This is a genomic window from Sulfitobacter sp. JL08, from assembly GCF_003352045.1.
Classification (GTDB): domain Bacteria; phylum Pseudomonadota; class Alphaproteobacteria; order Rhodobacterales; family Rhodobacteraceae; genus JL08.
Window position 1 is genome coordinate 2,597,546 of record NZ_CP025815.1, and the last position, 20,881, is coordinate 2,618,426.

Genomic DNA, 20,881 nt, shown 5'->3' on the forward strand with positions numbered 1-20,881 from the left:
TTTGCTTCGATAGCCGTTATCGAGGGGGCAGATCAAGCCTGCACCCTTGTCCGTTCGTTCCCGATGAAGGGAACCGTACCGGCATTTCGCCTGCCAAAAGGAATAGGCGCAAACGCGGATCTTCGGACCAGACGCGCTTTTGTGTGCAATGAAAGCACCTCCAAGCCGTTGCCGATTTGTGTAGATTCACGCAAAATTCGCGCATCGTTTTCCCAAATCAACCAAAAACGACGATTTTTGCGCAATAAACCGAAAGAAAAATGCGTCCCTGCGACATTTTTTGTGCGATTTGCCTGTTGACGGCCCCGCACCCCGCTCCTAAAGTCCGCGCGACACGTAAGGAAGCCTTTGAATATGACAGAACTAGTCGTCATCGTAGGAAGACAGCGCATGGGCCGGTAACGGTACACCATATTGGTTCCCATGCGCCCCCGCCCGAACGGGGGCTTTTTTATGCGCACAAGAAAGACACGTCTGATTAAACGGAGCAACGCAGATGACACGTCAAATGACCGGAGCGAAAATGATTGTCCAGGCCCTCAGGGATCAGGGTGTGGATACAGTCTTTGGCTATCCCGGCGGTGCCGTGCTGCCGATCTATGACGAGATTTTTCAGCAAAACGATATTCGCCACATTCTGGTGCGCCACGAACAGGGCGCGGCACATGCCGCCGAAGGCTATGCCCGCGCCACCGGAAAGCCGGGTGTGTGTCTGGTGACATCCGGCCCCGGCGCGACCAATGCCGTAACCGGTATGACAGATGCCCTGATGGACAGTATCCCGATCATCGTTCTGACCGGACAGGTACCAACCTTCATGATCGGGTCCGATGCCTTTCAGGAGGCCGATACTGTTGGCATCACCCGCCCCTGCACCAAACACAACTGGCTGGTGAAAGAGACCGACAAACTGTCCGAAGTCATTCACGAAGCGTTTCACGTTGCCACCGCCGGACGCCCCGGCCCGGTTCTTGTGGATATCCCCAAGGACGTCCAGTTTGCGACCGGCACCTATACAGGCCCGAAACAAAAGACCAGCCGCTACCAGCCGCAGGTCAAGGGCGATATGGAAGAGATTACCGAACTGGTGGCGGCGCTGGAAAAAGCCAAGAAACCGCTGTTCTACACCGGCGGCGGCGTGATCAACTCTGGCCCTGCGGCCAGCCAGTTGTTGCGCGAACTGGTGGATGCGACCGGCATTCCCATCACCTCAACCCTGATGGGTCTGGGCGCCTATCCGGCGTCGGGCAAGAACTGGCTGGGGATGCTGGGCATGCACGGCCTGTACGAAGCCAATCTGGCGATGCACGATTGTGATCTGATGATCAACATCGGCGCCCGGTTTGACGACCGGATCACCGGACGTCTGGATGCGTTCAGCCCGAAGTCGAAAAAGGCCCACATCGATATCGATCCGTCTTCGATCAACAAGGTGATCAAGACCGACATTCCAATCGTGGGCGATGTGGCCCATGTGCTGGAAGATATTCTGAAAGTCTGGAAGGCGCGCGGCCGCAAAACCAATGCCGAAGGCATCGCCAAATGGCATGCCCAGATTGATGAATGGCGCAAGGTGGACTGTCTTGCGTTCAAGCAAACAGGCAAGGTGATCCGTCCGCAACACGCCCTCGCGCGGCTGGAAGCATTGACGAAGGACCGCGACCGCTATGTCTGTACCGAGGTGGGACAGCACCAGATGTGGGCCGCGCAATACCTGAATTTCGAAGATCCCAACCGCTGGATGACATCGGGCGGTCTGGGCACTATGGGCTATGGGTTCCCCGCCTCCATCGGCGTGCAGATGGGCCATCCTGATGCCTTGGTGATCAACGTCGCAGGCGAAGCAAGCTGGCTGATGAACATGCAGGAAATGGGCACGGCCGTTCAGTACCGCCTGCCCGTGAAACAGTTCATTCTGAACAATGAACGTCTGGGCATGGTGCGCCAGTGGCAGGAATTGCTGCACGGCGAGCGCTATTCGGAAAGCTGGTCAGAGGCATTGCCCGATTTCGTCAAACTGGCCGAAGCGTTCGGGGCCAAGGGCATCCGGTGCAGCGATCCGGCTGATCTGGACGATGCGATCATGGAGATGATCGACCATAAAGGGCCGGTCATTTTCGACTGTCTGGTTGAAAAGCATGAAAACTGTTTCCCGATGATCCCGTCCGGCAAGGCGCATAACGAAATGCTGCTGGGTGAGGCCGAAACCCAGGGCGTCATCGACGCCAAGGGATCGGTGATGGTTTAGACGCGTTTCCTGATCGGAAACCCAACGGGAACAGCCGGATCGACCGGCAAAAGAACTTCAGGAAAGGCACATAAATGTCTGCTCTCAAAATCAAAAAAGGCGCAACCAGCCATTCGGCCTACAACCTGCGCCCGACCTTTTCGGATGTCGAGGAAAAGCACACGCTGGCTGTTCTGGTGGACAACGAAGCAGGTGTTCTGGCGCGGGTGATCGGCCTGTTTTCAGGGCGCGGTTACAACATCGACAGCCTGACCGTCGCCGAAGTGGATCACACAGGACATCTGTCGCGCATCACCATCGTCACATCCGGCACACCGCAGGTGATCAATCAGATCAAGGCGCAACTGGGCCGGATCGTACCGGTGCATGAAGTTCACGATCTGACGGTCGAAGGTGCGTCGGTTGAACGCGAACTGGCGATGTTCAAAGTGGCCGGCGCGGGTGACAAGCGTGTCGAAGCGCTGCGCCTTGCCGACATTTTCCGCGCCAGCGTGGTCGACAGCACGCTGAACAGTTTTATCTTTGAAATTACCGGCGCGCCTGAAAAGATCGACGCCTTTGCCGATCTGATGCGCCCCCTGGGTCTGGTCGAGGTGGCGCGCACCGGTGTCGCCGCCCTGCCCCGCGGCGAATAGATCCGGAACCTACTGATTGGCCGAGGCTGGCGGCAACAATCCGCTGTCCCCGGCCGGATGTTCAAGCATAGGTCCGGCAAACTCGATCCCGCGCGGCTTGAAGGGTACGATTTCGGCGGATTCCGTGCGGGCTGGCTGCGCGCCGGAAACATCTGTCAGCGTTCCTGCCAGATCAGGGTACAGCCCGTCCGCGACCAGCCTTGGGTTATGGGCGTAACGCAAATGTCGGTCCACCGTCAGATCAAACTGAACCAGATCACCCGCGTCCATCAGGAAATCCTGCGCGGATGAATCCTGCGATCTGGTGTAGAACGCAAGGTCGCCATGGTCCTCGCACCAGATGACCGCTTTTCGATCTGTCGTGTCGCTCCAAAGTACTACGCCAATCATGTTCATTCCCAGATTAAAATTCCCTTTCAGTTTTCATGATCACCTGCCGAAACAACATTACTAATACCGTGTCGCCCTCTTGCATTTTGTGTCCGCACCGCTAGGGTTGTGTCGCGAACTGGCGTCATGTGCGACGCTAATTAGCGTCAAAACTGTAAGAACTGATTGCTTTTTGTGGAATACACCCCGCGACCGGCACTATCCGATCTATATTACGCCCGTTAAAAAGAACTGAAGATGACAAAACCCGCACGATCGCCCGCTGAGCTACGCAATATGTTTGGCGCTAATTTGCGTCATCTTGCCAGCGCCTACCCGTCCATTTCGGAGTTATCGCGCCAGTTGGGCATCAACAGAACCCAGTTCAACCGTTACCTGTCCGGCGAAAGCTTTCCCCGGCCGGATGTTCTGGCCCGCATCTGCGCGTTTTTCAACGTCGATGCACGGGTGTTGCTGGAACCGGTGGCGCAACTGAACGGCAATCATGAACTGTTCAACACTCCGGTATTGCGCGACTTTCTGGGCGACAGCGTCCGAAATGTGACAACAGAAATGTTCCCGGACGGATTCTACCGTTTTTCGCGCCGCAGCTTTGTGAACGAAGAACTGATGCTGACAGGTTTGGTGCTTGTGTTCAGAAAAGACAGCAACACTTACATCCGTGGCTACGAACCCAAAGAAGCCATGCGCCAGCAAGGCCTGCCTTTTGATCTGAAGAACCGTGAATTCCGTGGCTTTGTCATGCATCAGGAAGATGGGGTTGCAGCGTTGGTATCGCGTCGCAATTCGATGACATGTTCGTTCAATTATCTCAGCCGCGTGCCGTCCTACGAAAACAATTTCTGGGTCGGATACGCCACGCGTACCGTGCGCGAATCCGTCACCAGCACCCGGATTGCCCGAATGGTTTATGAACATATCGGAACAGGCACGGCCGCGGCGCTGAAATGCGCGCGCGATACAGGGTTCTGCGGTGTCGAGGATCTGTTGCCGTTTCATCGTCGCCTGCTGCAACTGGATCAACCGTTTCAATAGATCTCCGCGTGTCGCCTGTGGCAAAACCGCGTCGCCTTCGGACAAGCCGATACAGGCATTTTCCGTAAAGTCCTCCGATAGTTCAACGCGCGCCTGCGCCTGCCTTCGGAGTCGCCTTTCATGAATCCCACCTTTACCGATCTGAGCGCGGTGCGCCGCCCCATCGCGCAAGCCCGTGGCCTGCCCAACGCCCATTACATCGACGATGCGGTGATTGCCGAAGAAAACCAGGCTGTGCTGGCCAAACAATGGGCCGGACTGGCCGTCGCTGCCGATGTGCCGGAACCGGGTGATGCGGTGCCAATGACCTTTCTGGGGATGCCGCTGCTGCTGGTGCACGCCAAATCGGGCGCAATCAAGGTGTTTCAGAACACCTGCCGCCACCGCGGCATGATCCTGGTCGAAGAACCGCGCAAGATCGAAGGCGCGATCCGCTGCCCCTATCACAGCTGGTGTTATTCCACCGAAGGCAAGCTGGTCAGCACGCCCCATGTCGGCGGACCGGGGCACAACACCCACGCCGATATTGATCGTGCCCTGCTGGGCCTGATTGAAGTGCACAGCCATGTCTGGCGCGATGTCGTCTGGATCAACCTCAGCGGTGACGCACCGGCCTTTGAAGAGGCCTTTGCCGATCTGATCCAACGTTGGGCCGATTTTGACAAGCCGATGTATCACGGCGGCCCCAACAGCCGTTTCCAGCTTGAGGTGAACTGCAACTGGAAGCTTGCGGTGGAAAACTACTGCGAGAGCTATCACCTGCCGTGGGTCCATCCGGGCCTCAACAGCTACTCCCGGCTGGAAGACCACTACAACATCGAAGAACCCGGCAAGTTTTCAGGCCAGGGCACGCTGGTCTATCGACAGCTCAAGGCCGAAAACGGGGCCGTGTTCCCCGATTTCCCCGATGTCGGCACAAAATGGAACGAAGCGGCCGAATATGTCGCGGCCTATCCCAACGTACTTCTTGGCGTTCATCGCGATCATGCGTTCGCGATCATCCTTGTCCCCGAAGCCAAGGACCGCACCATCGAACACGTGCATCTTTATTATGCAGAGCCCGACACAAGCGACGAAATGCGCATGTCCAACGCCGCCCTGTGGAAAGGCGTGTTTGTGGAAGATGTCTTTGTTGTTGAAGGCATGCAGCGCGGGCGGCTTGGTTCCGGATTCGATGGCGGAAAATTCTCGCCCGCGATGGACGGGCCAACCCACAACTTTCATGACTGGGTCGCCACACAGGTGATTGCGCACCGCGATGCGATCAGCGCGCCGGCTCAGGCAGCAGAATAGGGAACGCGCCATGAATGCTCTGGACCAGCGCTTGCTACAGGCCCACGCCGCGGATGACCGTCTGGCGCTGGTACCGCTTTACACACAGGCGGCCGATACCGCACCGGATCTGGATGCCGCCTGTTTTTTCCTGACCCATGCCTATGTCTATGCCCTGGAACAGAACCACGCAGATGCGCGCGCGCTTCATGCCCGGCTTGTGGCGCAGGGCCGCGAAGAATAACAGCAAGTACCTTTTTTGCCGGAAATACCGGGGGTGATTACCGCCCCTGCCCGTCACTCCGCAGGGACGGCCATTGTGACCATCTGGCGATACAAATGCCATGTGGCGTGACCCAACAGCGGCAAGACAACCAGAAGGCCCACAAACCACGGGATCAGCGCCAGAAACGTGATGCCGGCAATCAGCGCCGCCCATGCCAGCATCGGCACCGGATTGGCCACGACGGTCTTGAAACTGGTGATCATCGCCGTGACGAAATCAACCTCGCGGTCCAGCAGCAAAGGCAGGGCCACCACCGTGATCATGTACAGGATCAGCGCAAAGACCGCGCCCACGATCGTTCCGAATGTCAGCATCATGATGCCGTTCGCGCTTAAGAAAACATCAGGGGATGAAAACACGTTTGTCATCGTCGACAGGCCAAGGAACAGCGCAAAAATCATGTGACCCAGAAAGAACCAGAACATGAAAATCACGATGATGATCGCGCAGATCGAGGGCAGTTGCCGCTTGCTTTGCAGCAGGATCACTCCGAACACACCGCTCCAGTCCAGCGGCTCTCCTGCCTCCAGACGGCGCGACACCTCGTAAAGGCCGACAGCGGCAAACGGGCCGATCAGCGGAAAGCCCATCACCGCCAGAACCAGCCAGAACGTGTGCCCGGTCTGATAAGTGATCCACGCAATCGCCCAGCCGGCCAGGACATAAAACCCCGCAAACGCCAACCCGTAAAGCGGGGCGCGGCGGATATCCTGCCATCCACGCGCCAAAGCTTCGCGCAGCATCGCGCCGTTGACAGGGGCCAGTGGCGGAACGCCAAGCTCAGGTGTCTCTGCCATATGTTGCGCCTCCCCGCGCGATCAGTGCCTTTTCGCGCGCACCCGCCATAGTTACCGACAGAAAAAACGGTTCGCGCCCCAAGATCAAGCCCCTGCTGAAATGCCCGTTACATCTTTGGCGGCTGAGTATTCGGCCAATCCGTGGCGCGGTGATAGGCGTGGCCCAGTTGCAGCGCGCCCAGATCATCACCGAACGCCCCGAACATCTGCATGCCCATGGGCAATCCGGTCGCGCCAAAGCCAACAGGAATATTCAGGCTGGGCAACCCGATCAGACTGACCGGCACGACACATTCCATCCAGCGGTGATAGGTATCCATCTTGACCCCGTTGATGCCCTGCGGATACCGCCAGTCGATCGGAAACGGCCAGACCTGCACAGATGGCATGATCAGCGCATCATAGGTTTCAAACAGCGCCGCTGCCGCCCGAAACCAGTCTGACCGGATTTCGCTGGCACGATAAATATCGGCCGTGCTTTGATTTTGGCCACTTTCGATTTCCCATAGGGTTTCATCTTTCAAAAGCGCCCGTTTGGCCGGGTCTTCATAAAGCGCCCGCATCGACCCGGCGCGCGCAAAGCCCCGCAATGCGCACCAGCTGTCCCACAGGGCGCTGGCGGAAAACGGTGCCGGTACCTCTTCGACCTGACAGCCCTGAGCGACAAAGACGTTCAGGGCCGCACGCCCGATATCAAGGATTCCCGGTTCGACCTGAAAGGCGCCGCCCCAATCCCCCAGCCATCCGATCCGCCGCCCGCGCACTGGTGCCTCCAGTTGCGGGCCAAGCGCGGTATGGGCCATCCCGTGCGGCTGGCGCGGGTCCGGCCCCGCGATGACATCCAGCAGTGCTGTCAGATCCGCAGGCGAGCGCGCCATCGGTCCATCCGTCACCAGTTGGTTCAGATACATATCGCCTGCCGGTTCGTTGGGCACCCGCCCCCAAGTCGGGCGGAACCCGTAGACATTGGCCCATGCCGCCGGATTGCGCAGGCTGCCCATCGCATCAGACCCGTCTGCCAGCGCCAGCATCCGCGTCGCCAGCGCCGCAGCAGCCCCGCCCGAGGATCCGCCAACGCTGCGGTCCGGCGCATAGGGATTTCGCGTCGCGCCATAGATCGGATTGAACGTATGAGAGCCCATGCCAAATTCCGGCACATTGGTTTTGCCAATGAATATCGCACCCCCCGCCCGCATCCGTGCTGCCAGCACCTCGTCCGTCTGTGGAACATGATCGGCAAACAACGGCGATCCGGTGGTAGACCGGATGCCTTGCACCTCGACCGTGTCTTTCACAGCCATGGGCAGGCCGTGCAGCACGCTTTTTCGCGGCGCAGTCGATATTTCTGCATCCGCTGCCCGCGCCTCGGCCAGCAGGTCATCGGCGTCGCGCAAAGCAACAATGGCGTTGATGTCCGGATTGATCCGGTCAATCTGCGCCAGCGTGGCGCGCATCAGTTCTTCTGCACTGATCTCCTTGCGGTCCAACCGGTCGGAAAGATCACACGCCGTCGTGTTCAGCACGTCCACACCACATCCCCTTCTAAAGTTCAGCGAACGATAGAAGCCGCGCCCACGCAGCGCAACATCCCGAAAAGATGTTCAATGCTGATCGGTCTTGTGTGGTGGCGTTCAGTCCGCGCCGCGCGCCTCGGCACGGGATTTGCCGCTGGCATTCAACGCCAGTGTGGCCCCCATCAACCCGTCCAGATCGCCGTCAAGCACGCCCTTGGTATCGGATGTTTCGTAGTTGGTGCGCAAATCCTTGACCATCTGATAGGGCTGCAACACGTAAGATCTGATCTGGTTGCCCCAGCCTGCGTCACCCTTGTTTTCATGGGCTTCGTTGATGGCTGCGTTGCGTTTGTCCAGTTCCATCTGATAGAGGCGCGACTTCAGGGCCTTCATCGCGATATCACGGTTCTGATGCTGCGATTTTTCCGAAGATGTCACTACGATCCCGGTCGGATGGTGGGTAATGCGCACCGCCGAATCCGTGGTGTTCACATGCTGCCCGCCCGCGCCCGAACTGCGATAGGTATCGATCCGGATATCAGCCGGATTCACCTCGATTTCGATATTGTCATCGACAACGGGATACACCCAGACCGAACAGAATGACGTGTGCCGCTTGGCGGCGCTGTCAAACGGGCTGATGCGCACCAGCCGGTGCACGCCGCTTTCCGATTTTAGCCAGCCATAGGCGTTCAGGCCGGAAATCTTGTAAGTCGCCGATTTGATCCCGGCCTCTTCGCCCGCACTTTCGGACTGAAGTTCAACCTTGTAGCCCTTGCGTTCGGCCCAACGCACATACATGCGTGCCAGAATGTTGGCCCAGTCACAGCTTTCCGTACCACCCGCACCGGCGTTGATTTCCAGAAACGTGTCATTTGCATCGGCTTCGCCATCCAGCAGCGCCTCAAGCTCTTTCTGCGCGGCCTTGATCGCAAGCGCCTTCAGTGCGACCTCGGCTTCGGCAACAACGTCCTGATCGTCCTCCATCTCGCCCAGTTCGATCAGTTCGATATTGTCACTCAACTCCTGCTTGATGCTGGAATAGGTCTCCATCGCGTCCACAAGCGCCTGCCGGTCCCGCATCAGCTTTTGCGCGGCTTCGGGGTTGTCCCACAGGTTCGGATCTTCAACGCGGGCATCAAATTCTTCCAGCCGGAACGGTGCCGTTTCGACATCCAGCCGCTGCCCCAGCAGGTCCAGCGACTTCTGAATTTGATCCACAGTGTTTTGGGCGTCTGCGCGCATCCGGCAATAACCTGTCCTAGAGTGATGGAAATGCGGTGATAAACCAGCCCCGCAGCGCGGGCAAGCGGTGCCGGTCGCTTAAATGGGTCTAGTACAATCCACCGGAACTGACCGTGCCGAAATCCGCCTTGGGTCCGACCACCGCCGTTTCACCGGACGATGTCGTGACCTGTCGTCCGCTTTCGATCACTTCTTCGAACAACGGCAGGTTCGATCCCATGGCAAATCCGCCATCAAATGTCAGGCCGAATATCGGTTCTTCCCCGTCACGGAAATACTCTGCGACAACATTGGGGCCGGACGCTTCATTCGGCAGGCGGGCACCGGTGAAACGATCGATCTTGATGAATGTCCCGCCAGGCGGGATGGCAAACTGACCGCCGCCATATTTGGCCGTCGCCTCGGTCATGAATTCCTGAAACACAGGACCGCACATTGCGCCGCCAAACGCGCTGCGCCCCATCGGGCGCGGCCTGTCAAAGCCGATGTAGCAACCGGCAACGATGTTGCTGGTAAACCCGATAAACCAGACATCGCGCGCATCGTTGGTGGTTCCGGTCTTGCCCGCAACCGGCACACCCAGCTTGACATATCCGCTGGCAGTGCCGCGTTCCACAACGCCGGTCATCATCGATGTCAGCTGATAGGCCGTGACCGCGTTCATGATCTGGTCGCGGTTGGACACGATGCGCGGCCCCAGCCCGCTGCGAATGTCGGGATCGGAACAATCCGAACACACGCGCTGGTCATGGCGGTAAATGGTTTTGCCGTACCGGTCCTGTACCCGGTCAACCAACGTGGGCTGCAGCCGTTCGCCACCATTGGCAAACATCGCATAGGCCGTCACCATCTTGTAAAGCGTCGTTTCTTCGGACCCAAGCGCGTTGGCCAGAAACTGGCCCATATAGTCGTACACGCCGAACCGTTCGGCATAGGCCGCCACAACATCCATCCCGACCTCTTGCGCCAGCCGGATAGTCATCAGGTTGCGCGACCGTTCAATACCTGTGCGCAGCGGCGTTGGCCCGTAATACTGATTGGACGCATTGCGCGGACGCCACAGCCCCTGGGGTGTGTTGATCTCGATCGGGGCATCAATCACGATCGTCGCGGGGGAATACCCGCTGTCAAGTGCTGCGGCATAAACGAACGGCTTGAACGAAGATCCCGGCTGGCGCTGTGCCTGGGTGGCGCGGTTGAACACGGAATGCTGGTAGGAAAACCCGCCCTGCATCGAAATCACCCGTCCTGTATTGACGTCCATCGCGACAAAGCCGCCCTGCACTTCGGGCACCTGACGCAGGGTCCAGCGGATAAAACTGCCATCGCTGTCATCCGTCATCCGGCGCACCAGAACAACATCGCCGACCTCGACCAGATCACCTGCAACCTTGGCCTTGCTGGAAAGCGATCCGTCCGGACGCCGCTTGCGCGCCCATTGTACATCCTTGGCCGGAATGAAATGGCCATCGGCGTCGTCTTCCACACCTTCGATGCCGATGCGCGCATCATTGTTGCCCACCTCAAGCACCACAGCCGGATACCACTGGCTCTCAAGGTCAACATCGCGCGCCACTTTCACCTTCGCCAATGCAGCGCGCCAGCTTTCCTCGTTCGCCAACAGTGCCGGATCGATCTTCTTGCCGGTGCCGCGCCAGATACCGGTTCCACGGTCATATTTTTCCAAACCGCGCCGCAGGGCATTGGCCGCAATCGGTTGCATCTGCGCATCGATGGTCGCGCGCACGGTCAACCCGCCGGTGAAAAACTCGCCCTCGCCGAAATCCTCGCTCAGCTGCCGGCGGATTTCGTCGGTAAAATAATCGCGCGGCGGCAAAGCAGTGCGGAAGCTTTCGAAATCGCCATTCTGCACCGAACGCAACGGCGCCGCGCGTTCCGCCTCGTAGGTTTCCTTGTCCAGATAGCCGTTTTCGAACATCTCTTTCAGCACGAAATCACGGCGCGCCAACAAACGCTCCTTTTCGCGCACCGGATGATAGTCCGATGGCGCCTTGGGCAAAGAGGCCAGAAACGCCGCTTCATGCGGTGCCAGCTCGCTCAGGCTCTTGTTGAAATAGGTCTGCGCAGCGGCCGCCACGCCATAGGAATTCTGGCCCAGAAAAATCTCGTTCAGATAAAGTTCCAGAATGCGCTCTTTGTCCAAGGTTTCTTCCAGCCGCGCGGCCAGAATGATTTCCTTGATCTTGCGCTCTGCCTGACGGTCCCCCGACAAAAGGAAGTTCTTCATCACCTGCTGCGTGATCGTCGATGCGCCGCGCACGGTCTTGCCGCGGGTCTTGATCGCTTCGAACCCGGCGGCCGCAATGCCGCGCGCGTCATAACCGGCATGGGTATAGAAATTCTTGTCTTCGGCAGAAATGAACGCCTGTTTCACCAGATCTGGGATCGACTCGGCCGGAACGAACAAACGCCGTTCACGGGCAAATTCATCGATGATCTCGCCCTCGCCCGAATAAATCCGGCTGATCGTGGGCGGTTTATACTGTGCAAGGGATTCATGGCTGGGCAGATCGCGCCCATACATCCAGAAGATGCCCCCGATGGTCAGCGCAACAGCGGCGATGCCTAGCGTCAGAACGCTGAAAATCGCACCGAAAAATGACAGGATGAATCGAAACACGCGCACAGCCTTACCTTGGGGACTGCCTCTATATAGGGTGCCACATGCGGGGCGTCAAAACACGAGTGTGGCGCGCGCGGCCATTTCCCGCCACGTCACACTCCACCTATAATATCAAAGTCATTAAGCCGCGTTTCTTTTTGCCGAAAATAAGGAACCGACGGTAGCATCCGGGACAAAGCAGGGTTATTGCCGCACAAGGTCTCGTACCGCCTCGTCCAGCACCGCCCAGTCCTGCAATCCCTGCCGGATACCGCGCGCCATACGGGCGCGCCATTCCGGATCACGCAGATTGTCCAGATCGCGATTGCTTGACAAAAATCCCAGCTCGATCAGTACAGACGGGATATCGGCGGCTTTCAGCACGGAAAACCCGGCATGGCGGATGGCACGGTTGTTCATCGGTCCGCCCGCCTTTTCCATGGCGTCCGCCAGCGCCCGCGCAAGCGCTTTGGTTCTGGGCTTGGTTTCCTGCCGCGCCAGTTCCAGCAGAATGCCGGTTACCTCGTCATCCGACCCCGACAGATCGACACCCGCCAGAACATCCGCTCGGTTGTGACGCTGAGCCAGACCTTCCGTTGCCTTGTCCGATGCCTCGTCCGACAGCGTGTAGATCGTCGCGCCGTGCGCCTGCCCTTCCGATAGGGAATCCGCATGAAGCGAGAGGAACACATCCGCACCCGCGCGATGGGCAATGGCGATGCGTTCCTGCAGCGACACAAAAACATCCGCATCCCGCGTCAGCACCACTTCAAATCCGCCCGAACGCACCAGAACCTCGCGCAACTCGCGCGCGAACTGAAGCATCAAAACCTTTTCCACATCACCATCGCGTTCGGCGCCGGGATCAACGCCACCGTGACCCGGATCGATCACCACGATCAGCGGATCATCGGCGGTGCGCGGCGCGCGCGCGGGCAGATCGGCAGGCGCCGGCAAGGCCCATTGCAGATCGGACGGTGCCCCCGACCGGGCGGCATAGGTATCCGCGTCAGTTGTTCGCAGTGTAATCCGCAGATGCGCGGTTCCGGTTGTGATGTCGGTGTCCAGCCCGGCCTTGTCCAGAACCATCGGCTCTGTCAGATCGGCAATCAGGCGCGACCATCCGGGCCGGAACGGACCGAACCGCACATCGCTGATGCGCTTGCTGTCAAGCAGTGCGTCCTGCGACACTCCGGACCAGTCGACCTCTTGAAAATCAATCACCAGACGGCGCGGATCAGCAAGGCTGTAAACCCGATAAGGCACCGCCTGACTAAGGTGCAGATCGATATTGGTGGTGCCCCACCACCCGTCCGTGATGGCACTTTGATCGCTATCGACACGCGCCAGCGCGCTCAGATTCTGCGCGACACCGCTGAGCGGCCACAGGCCGAATGCCAATAGGAAAAGAAAAAGCCTGATCATCTGCCCGCCGCACATTTGCGTTTTGCCGGCATCCTACCCGAGCACGGCCGCGAATGGAATCGTCCAAAGCTAATTAATTGCTGGCATCACGCTGCGCCATGAACACGGTAAGCCGCGCCAGACCCTCCTGCATGTCTTCGGTGGATCCGGCATAGGAAAACCGCAGCGTCGTATGCCCCCGCACCGGATCGAAATCCAGTCCCGGCGTAACGGCAACACCGGCTTTTTCCAGAATTTCCGCTGCAAAGGCGCGGCTGTCGCTGGTCAGATCCGACACATCGGCATAAACGTAAAACGCGCCGTCAGGCGGTGCAAAGCGGGAAAATTCGGCCTTGGGCAAGCCCTTTAGCATCAGGGTGCGGTTCGCCTTGTAAACATCCATATTCGCTTGCAATTCCGCGTCACAGTCCAGTGCCGCGAGGGCCGCGATCTGGGCCGCATGGGGCGCGCAGATAAACAGGTTCTGCGCCAGCCGTTCTATGGTGCGCACATGATCCGGCGGCACCACCATCCAGCCGACGCGCCATCCTGTCATGCTGAAATATTTGGAAAACGAATTGATGACATAACATTGATCCGTGATTTCCAGCGCGCTGACCGCCTTGGCCTGATATTCGATCCCGTGATAGATTTCGTCGGATATGAATGCGGCTGATTGCGCCTGTGTGGCCGTGATCAGATCTGTCATTGCAGCACGGTCCAGCATGGTGCCCGTCGGGTTGGCGGGCGAAGCCACCAACAGCCCGGCCAGATCCAGCCCAGCAAAATCGGATGGTACAGGTTGCAGCCGGTTTTCCGGTGCCGTGGGCAGATCGACGGGCTGCAACCCCAGCGCATGCAGGATCTGGCGGTACGAAGGATATCCCGGCGCGCCGATGCCGACACGATCCCCGCTATCGAAGAGGGCCGTGAAAGACAGGATAAACGCCCCCGACGACCCGGAAGTGATCACCACGCGTTCCGGATCAAGATCGACATTGTACCAATCCCGGTAAAGCTGCGCGATCCGCGCCCGCAAAGCAGGCAGACCCAGTGACACCGTATAGCCCAAAGACTGGTGTTCCATCGCCTTGGCCAGCGCCTGCGTTGCGCCGCTGGGCGCACCGGTGGCCGGCTGGCCCACTTCCATATGGATGATCCGGCGGCCTGCGGCCTCGGCCCGGCGGGCGGCCTCCATGACATCCATCACAATAAAGGGATTAACCTGAGATCGGGTTGAGTTTTTCACCGGAACACTCCTAAATGCAATCATGGATTTCTGGCGCCCCTTTCACCGCGAAACTGTCGCTGCGTCAATGCGCGCGCAGGGTGCCTTGCGCCTGTTTTTCGCCTTTGCACTGGCGCTGTTGGTCGCGCTGCCTGCACATGCCGTTCAGCTTTTGCGCGATCCAGATATCGAACACGCGCTGCGCAAACTGGCCGAACCGGTGTTGCAAGCGGCGGGCCTGAACCCGAACCGGGTGCGTATTCTGATTGTGAATGACAGTGCGCTGAATGCCTTTATCATCGATTCCGATGCGATTTTCATCAATTACGGGCTGATCCTGAAGCTGGACGAACCCGAGATGCTGCAAGGGGTCATAGCCCACGAAGCCGCGCATATCGTCAACGGCCATATTTCCCGCCGGATGGCAAATCTGCGCAACGCCCGAACGGTTTCGGGGCTGGGTATGGCCTTGGCAGCAGTCGCAGCCGCCAGTGGTCAGGGCGAGGCCGCAACAGGGCTGGCTCTGGGCACCAGTTCTTCAGCGCAGCGCAGCTTTCTGGCGCACACCCGCAGCGAAGAGGCATCGGCCGACCAGTCTGGCGTGCGGTTCCTGAAACGTGCCGGCATCAGCCCCAGTGGCATGCTGAAAGTCCTGCAAATTTTCGAAGGGCAGGAACTGCTGATTGGCGGGCGGCAGGACCCTTATGCACGCTCGCATCCGCTGAGCCGTGACAGGGTGCGCGCGATGGAAGCCTTTGTCGCGGCCTTTGGCGACACCAGCACGCCGGATGCGGATCGCAATTATTGGTATGCCCGCGCACGCGGCAAGATATCGGCATTCACCCGCTCGCCCAAATGGACATTCGGGCGCGCCAAGGAAGGCCCGACACAGGATATTACCCTGATGCGGCAGGCGATCGCGCATCATCGCAATTCCAATGCAACCCAAGCGGTCAAGGCCATCGACGCCGCCATTGCCCTGCGTCCGTCAGACCCGTTTTTCTATGAACTCAAAGGTCAGATTCTGCTGGAAAGCCGCCAGATCAGTGCCGCTGTGACTGCGTACAAGAAAGCCGTCGATCTGGCCCCAAAAGATGCCCTGATCCTAAGCAGCTATGGGCGGGCACTGTTGGCCAATGAACAATATGGCGCTGCCCTGCAAATGCTGGAAAACGCCCGCGCGCGTGATTTCCGCGATACGCGTCTTTTGCGTGACTTGTCAGTTGCATATGCGCGTCAGGGCCAGAACGGGATGGCATCCCTGGTCACGGCAGAACGTTATGCCCTGCAGGGCCGCCTGAAAGACGCCGAAATACACGCCAAACGCGCATCCGGCCTTTTGCCTGCAGGGTCTGGCCCTTGGCAACGCGCGCAGGATGTGATCATTGCTGCCGAACGCAGCTGAACAAACCGGATCGGAGACCCGTCATGAAACGAACACTGACCGCACTGATGGCTTTTCTGATGCTGTCCGCCCCTGCCCTGGCTTTTGACATGGAAGCCATGTCAGACAGCGAACGCACGGCGTTTCGCGCCGAAATCCGCGCCTATCTGCTGGATAACCCCGAAGTGATCATGGAAGCCGTTGCCGCGCTGGAAGAAGCGCAGAACCAGGCGCAGGCGCAAAGCGATATCGCGCTGGTGCAGGCCAATGCAGCCGACATTTTCGACGACGGGTATTCTTGGGTGGGTGGCAATCCGGATGGCGATATAACACTGGTCGAATTTCTGGATTACCGATGCGGGTACTGCCGCCGAGCCCATGGCGAAGTGGCACAGTTGCTGGAAAGCGATGGCGATATCCGCCTGATCGTCAAGGAACTGCCAATCCTGGGTGAACAATCATTGCTGGCTTCACGCTTTGCGATTGCCGCGAAACAGGTGGCGGGCGATGCTGAATACAAGATCCTGAACGATGCCCTGATGACAATGAACGGCGACGTCAGCGAAACCAGCCTGCGCCGCCTGTCAGACACGTTGGGATTTGATTCAGACGCGATTATCGCGGCGATGGACTCTGATGCAGTGACACAGGAAATTGCCCGCACCCGTGCGCTTGCACAGCGGTTGCAGATCAATGGCACGCCGACCTTTGTGATGGAAGATCAACTGTTGCGGGGATATCTGCCGCTGGACCAGATGCAGGCACTGGTGGCTGATCTGCGCGCGCGCTGACAGCGACAACAACCGGCGGCAGCGTTACTCTGCCGCCTGTTCCGCGACCGCCATTTCAGTTTCGATTTCGGATGCGCGTTTTTCGACCTGTTCGACGATGTGATCAATCATCCGATCATTGTCCATCTTGTGGCTTTGCTTGCCCGCAAGATAGACCATGCCCGCGCCGGCCCCGCCGCCGGTAAAACCTACATCGGTCATCAGCGCCTCGCCCGGGCCGTTCACCACGCAGCCGATGATACTCAGGCTCATCGGTGTCTTGATATGTTCCAGACGCTGCTCCAACGCTTCGACCGTCTTTATCACGTCAAAGCCCTGCCGCGCGCAACTGGGACAGGAAATGATGTTGACCCCGCGATGGCGCAGGCCCAGCGACTTCAGGATTTCAAACCCGACTTTGACCTCTTCCACCGGATCGGCAGACAGGGACACGCGGATCGTGTCGCCAATCCCCATCCACAACAGGTTGCCCAGACCGATGGCGGACTTGATCGTACCGCTGACCAACCCACCCGCTTCCGTGATGCCCAGATGGATCGGCGCGTCGGTCGCATCGGCCAGTTTTTGGTAGGCGGCGGCAGACATGAACACGTCAGATGCCTTGCAGCTGATTTTGAATTCATGAAAATCGTTGTCTTGCAATATCTTGATGTGATCCAGACCGCTTTCCACCATCGCATCCGGGCAGGGTTCGCCATATTTTTCAAGCAGGTGCTTTTCCAGCGACCCCGCATTCACCCCGATCCGGATGGAACAGTTGTGATCGCGCGCCGCCCTGATCACTTCTTTCACGCGGGCCGGATCCCCGATGTTTCCGGGATTGATGCGCAGACAGGCGGCCCCCGCCTCGGCGGCTTCGATGCCACGTTTATAGTGGAAATGGATGTCAGCGACGATTGGAACGGGGCTTTCGCGCACAATCTCTTTCAGCGCCTTGGCGCTGTCCTGATCGGGCACCGAAACGCGCACGATGTCCGCGCCCGCATCTGCTGCGGCCTGCACCTGTGCGATGGTTCCGGGCACATCGGTGGTCAGCGTGTTGGTCATGGTCTGAACGGCAATCGGCGCGTCACCGCCCACCGGCACATTGCCCACCATGATCTGGCGCGATGTCCGCCGGTAAATGTTTTTCCAGGGCCGTATGTGGTTCAGCGACATGGGCGCAAACCCTTTTTGATTTCGTCTGTAAGTTGAATATTAGGTAGGGCAGCAGGCCGTTGCGCGCAAGGTTTGCGCCAGCAACGCGCCGGTTAGTCCTGAACTGGTACAGGCGTTTGCAATTCGGCCACCATCTGCGCCAGATCGCTGTCCTGTTCCAGATCGGCAATCGCATAGGTTTCACTTAGCGCCGTGATCGACAGGGACACATTGGCCGTGACAGACCCGCTTTCGCCAGCCGGGCCATAATGGGCACCGTTCATTTCGAAATAGATCGCTCCGGATTCGCCCACGCGCAGGGTTGGCGGTTCCTCGGTGGTTGCCACCTCGTACGTGTCGCCTTTTTCCATGATCGATTCAAAGATCACAGTGCCGTCAGCGGCCCGTACCCGCACCCAGGACGGACGCACCGCAACGACGCGCAGGCCCGGTGTCGGCGTTTCAACCACTTGCGGCACCGCCGTAGCAGGGGTGGCGGCATCCGCAGTCAACACCACAGGATCGGAAATCGCCTGCGGTGAGGTGAAAACACCCGACGCATTCGGATCAAGCGTGGAAATCGGTGCATCGCGTGCCACCAGAACCGGAACATCCAATGCTTGCGGGCGGTAAAGCCGGTCAAATGCTTCGGGGGATGGCGGAACGATCACATCCGATGTGGATGACACTACATTTGCGGGCGTGGTCTGATCTATCGTCGTATTCAGCGGATCAAGATCAGACAACACCACCGGCGTCTGATCCACAGGCGCATACTGCACGCGCTGCACTTCCTTCAGAACCGACCAGCCGCCAAATCCGATGGCACTGATCAGGCCGACCAGAACAATCATTGATCCAACAGCGCCGGGTTCAATCCGCGTCCAGAGTGCATCACCCGCGGGAACGAAAGGCATCGACGGAGACGAGAACGGATCACGGTTCGCACCGGAAAGCCGCTCTTCCCGGCTGGGTTTTTTGACGACAGATGCCGCTTCGGACATACCGTGTGCTACGGAAAACCCGCTTTCTTCGCAAAAAGACGCGAAAGCCTTGTCAGGGTCCATTTCCAGATAGCGCGCATAGGACCGCACATAACCTGCAATAAAACCGGGTGTGTCAAAGGCGGACGGGTCGCAGTTTTCGATGGCCGCGATATACGCGGCCTTGATGCGCAATTCACGCTGCACATCCAAAAGTGATTTTCCCATCGTGGCACGCTCACCGCGCATCACATCGCCAAGACGCAGATCGAAATCATCAAACCCTTTGGGTTCAACAACGACCTCTGCGGCCTTACGGGATAACCTACGCCCGATCATACCTAACTATCCGCCCCCTAAAAACACGCGAAATCGTCCCAACGATTCGTACACGCGTGTTTGTTTCCAGAACGCTAACACAAAGCAAGATGCTTTGCACTGTCAGGAAAGGCTATCCAGCCATGTTGGCGCGATTTAGCGCACAATGTGACCATAGTTTGTCCATGGCGCGCACCAGTGCATCCATCTCTTTCGGGCCATGCACCGGCGACGGGGTAAATCGCAGTCTTTCGGTGCCGCGGGGCACCGTCGGAAAGTTGATCGGCTGTGCGTAAATACCATGATCCTGCAACAGCATATCGCTCAGTTTCTTGGTATGAACCGGATCGCCCACCATCACCGGAACGATGTGGCTGCCATGATCGATGATCGGCAAACCAAGCCCCTTCAGGCGCATCTTCAGTATCTTGGCCTGTGTCTGGTGCTGTTCGCGCAATTCCGGATGGCGTTTGAGATAGGCAACCGACGCGGCGGCACCCGCCGCAACAGCAGGTGGCAGCGATGTTGTAAAGATGAAGCCCGGCGCGTAAGACCTTATGGCGTCACACATTTTATGCGATGCCGCGATATAGCCGCCCATCACACCATAGGCTTTGGCCAATGTACCGTTGATGATGTCCAGACGGTGCATCAACCGGTCGCGTTCAGCCACACCAGCCCCGCGCGGGCCGTACATGCCAACGGCGTGCACCTCGTCGATATATGTCAGCGCGCCGAATTCGTCCGCCAGATCGCAGATCGCCTCGATCGGGCCGAAATCGCCATCCATCGAATAGATCGATTCAAACGCGATCAGTTTGGGCGCGTCGGGATCATCCGCTTCCAGCAGCTCGCGCAGGTGATCCAGATCGTTATGGCGGAAGATCCGCTTGGCCCCGCCATTGCGGCGCACGCCTTCAATCATGCTGGCGTGGTTCAGCGCATCGGAATAAATAATCAGGCCCGGGAACAGCTTCGGCAAAGTGCTTAAAGTTGCATCATTCGCGATATAGGCGCTGGTGAACAGCAGCGCGCTTTCCTTGCCGTGCAGATCAGCCAGTTCGGCCTCAAGCCGTTTGTGATAGACGGTGGTGCCGGAAATGTTGCGGGTGCCGCCCGATCCTGCGCCCGTGGCATTGATCGCCTCGTGCATCGCCGATTGCACGACCTCGTGCTGGCCCATGCCCAGATAATCGTTGCCGCACCAGACAGTAATGTTCTGTTCTGTCCCGTCGGGGCGGCGCCAGATCGCGTGCGGGAATGCCCCGTTGCGCCGTTCGATATCGATAAAAGTGCGGTAACGGCCTTCGTCATGTAGACGGGCAAGCGCCTGATCAAGCTTTGCGGTATAATCCACCCGGCATCTCCGTTCATCTGGTCTGCCATCAAAGGCAAGTTGTCGGCGGCACGCAACCGCATTCGGTTTTATGAATGGATATAGATCGCGCGCCCTTGGTTCAACCAGTTAGGCGGGGGCGCGGTGTCGCAGCCTTGATCCAGATCAAGACCAGTCAAAACAGGGCGGCGATGACGTAGGGTAAGGTTTTCCGGACTGGCGGGGTTTCAAAATCAGGCGCACACTGATTTTCAT

17 protein-coding genes are annotated in these 20,881 nt (G+C 58.6%); 7 read left to right on the plus strand and 10 right to left on the minus strand.

The window, feature by feature from the left end:
• Positions 1-496: 496 nt before the first annotated feature.
• A complete protein-coding gene (locus tag C1J05_RS12745; protein ID WP_114870579.1) occupies positions 497-2,248 on the plus strand; it encodes an acetolactate synthase 3 large subunit in 1,752 nt (583 codons plus the stop codon).
• 74 nt (positions 2,249-2,322) lie between these two features.
• Entirely contained in the window at positions 2,323-2,883 is a 561-nt protein-coding gene (gene ilvN, locus C1J05_RS12750; RefSeq protein WP_114870580.1) for an acetolactate synthase small subunit, read from the plus strand.
• A gap of 9 nt (positions 2,884-2,892) precedes the next feature.
• On the opposite strand, the gene C1J05_RS12755 is transcribed toward ilvN, so the two are convergent.
• The gene (locus tag C1J05_RS12755) at positions 2,893-3,273 is read right to left on the minus strand and encodes a hypothetical protein (RefSeq protein WP_162798065.1); all 381 of its coding nucleotides are present in this window, start codon (positions 3,271-3,273) and stop codon (positions 2,893-2,895) included.
• Between the two features lie 237 nt (positions 3,274-3,510).
• Here C1J05_RS12755 and C1J05_RS12760 point away from each other — a divergent pair, with 237 nt between their 5' ends.
• The 3 genes from C1J05_RS12760 (at position 3,511) to C1J05_RS12770 (ending at position 5,824) form a co-directional block, all read left to right on the plus strand.
• On the plus strand, positions 3,511-4,308 hold the full coding sequence (locus C1J05_RS12760) for a helix-turn-helix domain-containing protein (RefSeq protein WP_114870582.1): 798 nt from the start codon (positions 3,511-3,513) through the stop codon (positions 4,306-4,308).
• A gap of 120 nt (positions 4,309-4,428) precedes the next feature.
• Positions 4,429-5,601, plus strand: a complete 1,173-nt coding sequence (locus tag C1J05_RS12765; protein ID WP_114870583.1) for an aromatic ring-hydroxylating oxygenase subunit alpha — start codon at positions 4,429-4,431, stop codon at positions 5,599-5,601.
• Positions 5,602-5,611: 10 nt separating this feature from the next.
• Positions 5,612-5,824 (plus strand): hypothetical protein, encoded by a 213-nt coding sequence (locus tag C1J05_RS12770; protein ID WP_114870584.1) that lies wholly within the window; start codon positions 5,612-5,614, stop codon positions 5,822-5,824.
• A gap of 53 nt (positions 5,825-5,877) precedes the next feature.
• On the opposite strand, the gene C1J05_RS12775 is transcribed toward C1J05_RS12770, so the two are convergent.
• From C1J05_RS12775 to C1J05_RS12800, 6 genes are all read right to left on the minus strand, one after another.
• A complete protein-coding gene (locus C1J05_RS12775; protein ID WP_114870585.1) occupies positions 5,878-6,663 on the minus strand; it encodes a DUF2189 domain-containing protein in 786 nt (261 codons plus the stop codon).
• Between the two features lie 107 nt (positions 6,664-6,770).
• Positions 6,771-8,192, minus strand: coding sequence for an amidase (locus tag C1J05_RS12780; protein WP_114870586.1), 1,422 nt, complete (start codon positions 8,190-8,192; stop codon positions 6,771-6,773).
• Between the two features lie 102 nt (positions 8,193-8,294).
• The gene (gene prfB / locus C1J05_RS12785) at positions 8,295-9,422 is read right to left on the minus strand and encodes a peptide chain release factor 2 (RefSeq protein ID WP_114870587.1); all 1,128 of its coding nucleotides are present in this window, start codon (positions 9,420-9,422) and stop codon (positions 8,295-8,297) included.
• An 88-nt stretch (positions 9,423-9,510) separates the two neighbouring features.
• The gene (locus tag C1J05_RS12790) at positions 9,511-12,063 is read right to left on the minus strand and encodes a penicillin-binding protein 1A (RefSeq protein ID WP_114872304.1); all 2,553 of its coding nucleotides are present in this window, start codon (positions 12,061-12,063) and stop codon (positions 9,511-9,513) included.
• A 186-nt stretch (positions 12,064-12,249) separates the two neighbouring features.
• Positions 12,250-13,470, minus strand: a complete 1,221-nt coding sequence (locus C1J05_RS12795) for an N-acetylmuramoyl-L-alanine amidase (RefSeq protein WP_114872305.1) — start codon at positions 13,468-13,470, stop codon at positions 12,250-12,252.
• A gap of 73 nt (positions 13,471-13,543) precedes the next feature.
• Positions 13,544-14,698 (minus strand): pyridoxal phosphate-dependent aminotransferase, encoded by a 1,155-nt coding sequence (locus C1J05_RS12800; protein ID WP_114872306.1) that lies wholly within the window; start codon positions 14,696-14,698, stop codon positions 13,544-13,546.
• Positions 14,699-14,765: 67 nt separating this feature from the next.
• Here C1J05_RS12800 and C1J05_RS12805 point away from each other — a divergent pair, with 67 nt between their 5' ends.
• On the plus strand, positions 14,766-16,082 hold the full coding sequence (locus C1J05_RS12805) for a M48 family metalloprotease (protein ID WP_114872307.1): 1,317 nt from the start codon (positions 14,766-14,768) through the stop codon (positions 16,080-16,082).
• 23 nt (positions 16,083-16,105) lie between these two features.
• Positions 16,106-16,852 (plus strand): DsbA family protein, encoded by a 747-nt coding sequence (locus C1J05_RS12810; protein ID WP_114870588.1) that lies wholly within the window; start codon positions 16,106-16,108, stop codon positions 16,850-16,852.
• A gap of 24 nt (positions 16,853-16,876) precedes the next feature.
• On the opposite strand, the gene ispG is transcribed toward C1J05_RS12810, so the two are convergent.
• The 3 genes from ispG to hemA all read right to left on the minus strand — a co-directional run bounded on the left by ispG (position 16,877) and on the right by hemA (position 20,647).
• Positions 16,877-18,010, minus strand: coding sequence for a flavodoxin-dependent (E)-4-hydroxy-3-methylbut-2-enyl-diphosphate synthase (ispG, locus tag C1J05_RS12815; RefSeq protein ID WP_114870589.1), 1,134 nt, complete (start codon positions 18,008-18,010; stop codon positions 16,877-16,879).
• Positions 18,011-18,102: 92 nt separating this feature from the next.
• The gene (locus C1J05_RS12820) at positions 18,103-19,311 is read right to left on the minus strand and encodes a helix-turn-helix domain-containing protein (RefSeq protein WP_114870590.1); all 1,209 of its coding nucleotides are present in this window, start codon (positions 19,309-19,311) and stop codon (positions 18,103-18,105) included.
• A 112-nt stretch (positions 19,312-19,423) separates the two neighbouring features.
• A complete protein-coding gene (hemA, locus tag C1J05_RS12825) occupies positions 19,424-20,647 on the minus strand; it encodes a 5-aminolevulinate synthase (RefSeq protein ID WP_114870591.1) in 1,224 nt (407 codons plus the stop codon).
• Between the last annotated feature and the right edge of the window lie 234 nt (positions 20,648-20,881).

Excerpts from the sequence above, each read along its gene's own strand:
- C1J05_RS12745 (WP_114870579.1), top strand. The coding sequence starts at position 497 with ATGACACGTCAAATGACCGGAGCGAAAATGATTGTCCAGGCCCTCAGG.
- ilvN (WP_114870580.1), top strand. The coding sequence starts at position 2,323 with ATGTCTGCTCTCAAAATCAAAAAAGGCGCAACCAGCCATTCGGCCTAC.
- C1J05_RS12755 (WP_162798065.1), bottom strand. The coding sequence starts at position 3,273 with ATGATTGGCGTAGTACTTTGGAGCGACACGACAGATCGAAAAGCGGTC.
- C1J05_RS12760 (WP_114870582.1), top strand. The coding sequence starts at position 3,511 with ATGACAAAACCCGCACGATCGCCCGCTGAGCTACGCAATATGTTTGGC.
- C1J05_RS12765 (WP_114870583.1), top strand. The coding sequence starts at position 4,429 with ATGAATCCCACCTTTACCGATCTGAGCGCGGTGCGCCGCCCCATCGCG.
- C1J05_RS12770 (WP_114870584.1), top strand. The coding sequence starts at position 5,612 with ATGAATGCTCTGGACCAGCGCTTGCTACAGGCCCACGCCGCGGATGAC.
- C1J05_RS12775 (WP_114870585.1), bottom strand. The coding sequence starts at position 6,663 with ATGGCAGAGACACCTGAGCTTGGCGTTCCGCCACTGGCCCCTGTCAAC.
- prfB (WP_114870587.1), bottom strand. The coding sequence starts at position 9,422 with ATGCGCGCAGACGCCCAAAACACTGTGGATCAAATTCAGAAGTCGCTG.
- C1J05_RS12795 (WP_114872305.1), bottom strand. The coding sequence starts at position 13,470 with ATGATCAGGCTTTTTCTTTTCCTATTGGCATTCGGCCTGTGGCCGCTC.
- C1J05_RS12805 (WP_114872307.1), top strand. The coding sequence starts at position 14,766 with ATGCGCGCGCAGGGTGCCTTGCGCCTGTTTTTCGCCTTTGCACTGGCG.
- C1J05_RS12810 (WP_114870588.1), top strand. The coding sequence starts at position 16,106 with ATGAAACGAACACTGACCGCACTGATGGCTTTTCTGATGCTGTCCGCC.
- ispG (WP_114870589.1), bottom strand. The coding sequence starts at position 18,010 with ATGTCGCTGAACCACATACGGCCCTGGAAAAACATTTACCGGCGGACA.
- C1J05_RS12820 (WP_114870590.1), bottom strand. The coding sequence starts at position 19,311 with ATGATCGGGCGTAGGTTATCCCGTAAGGCCGCAGAGGTCGTTGTTGAA.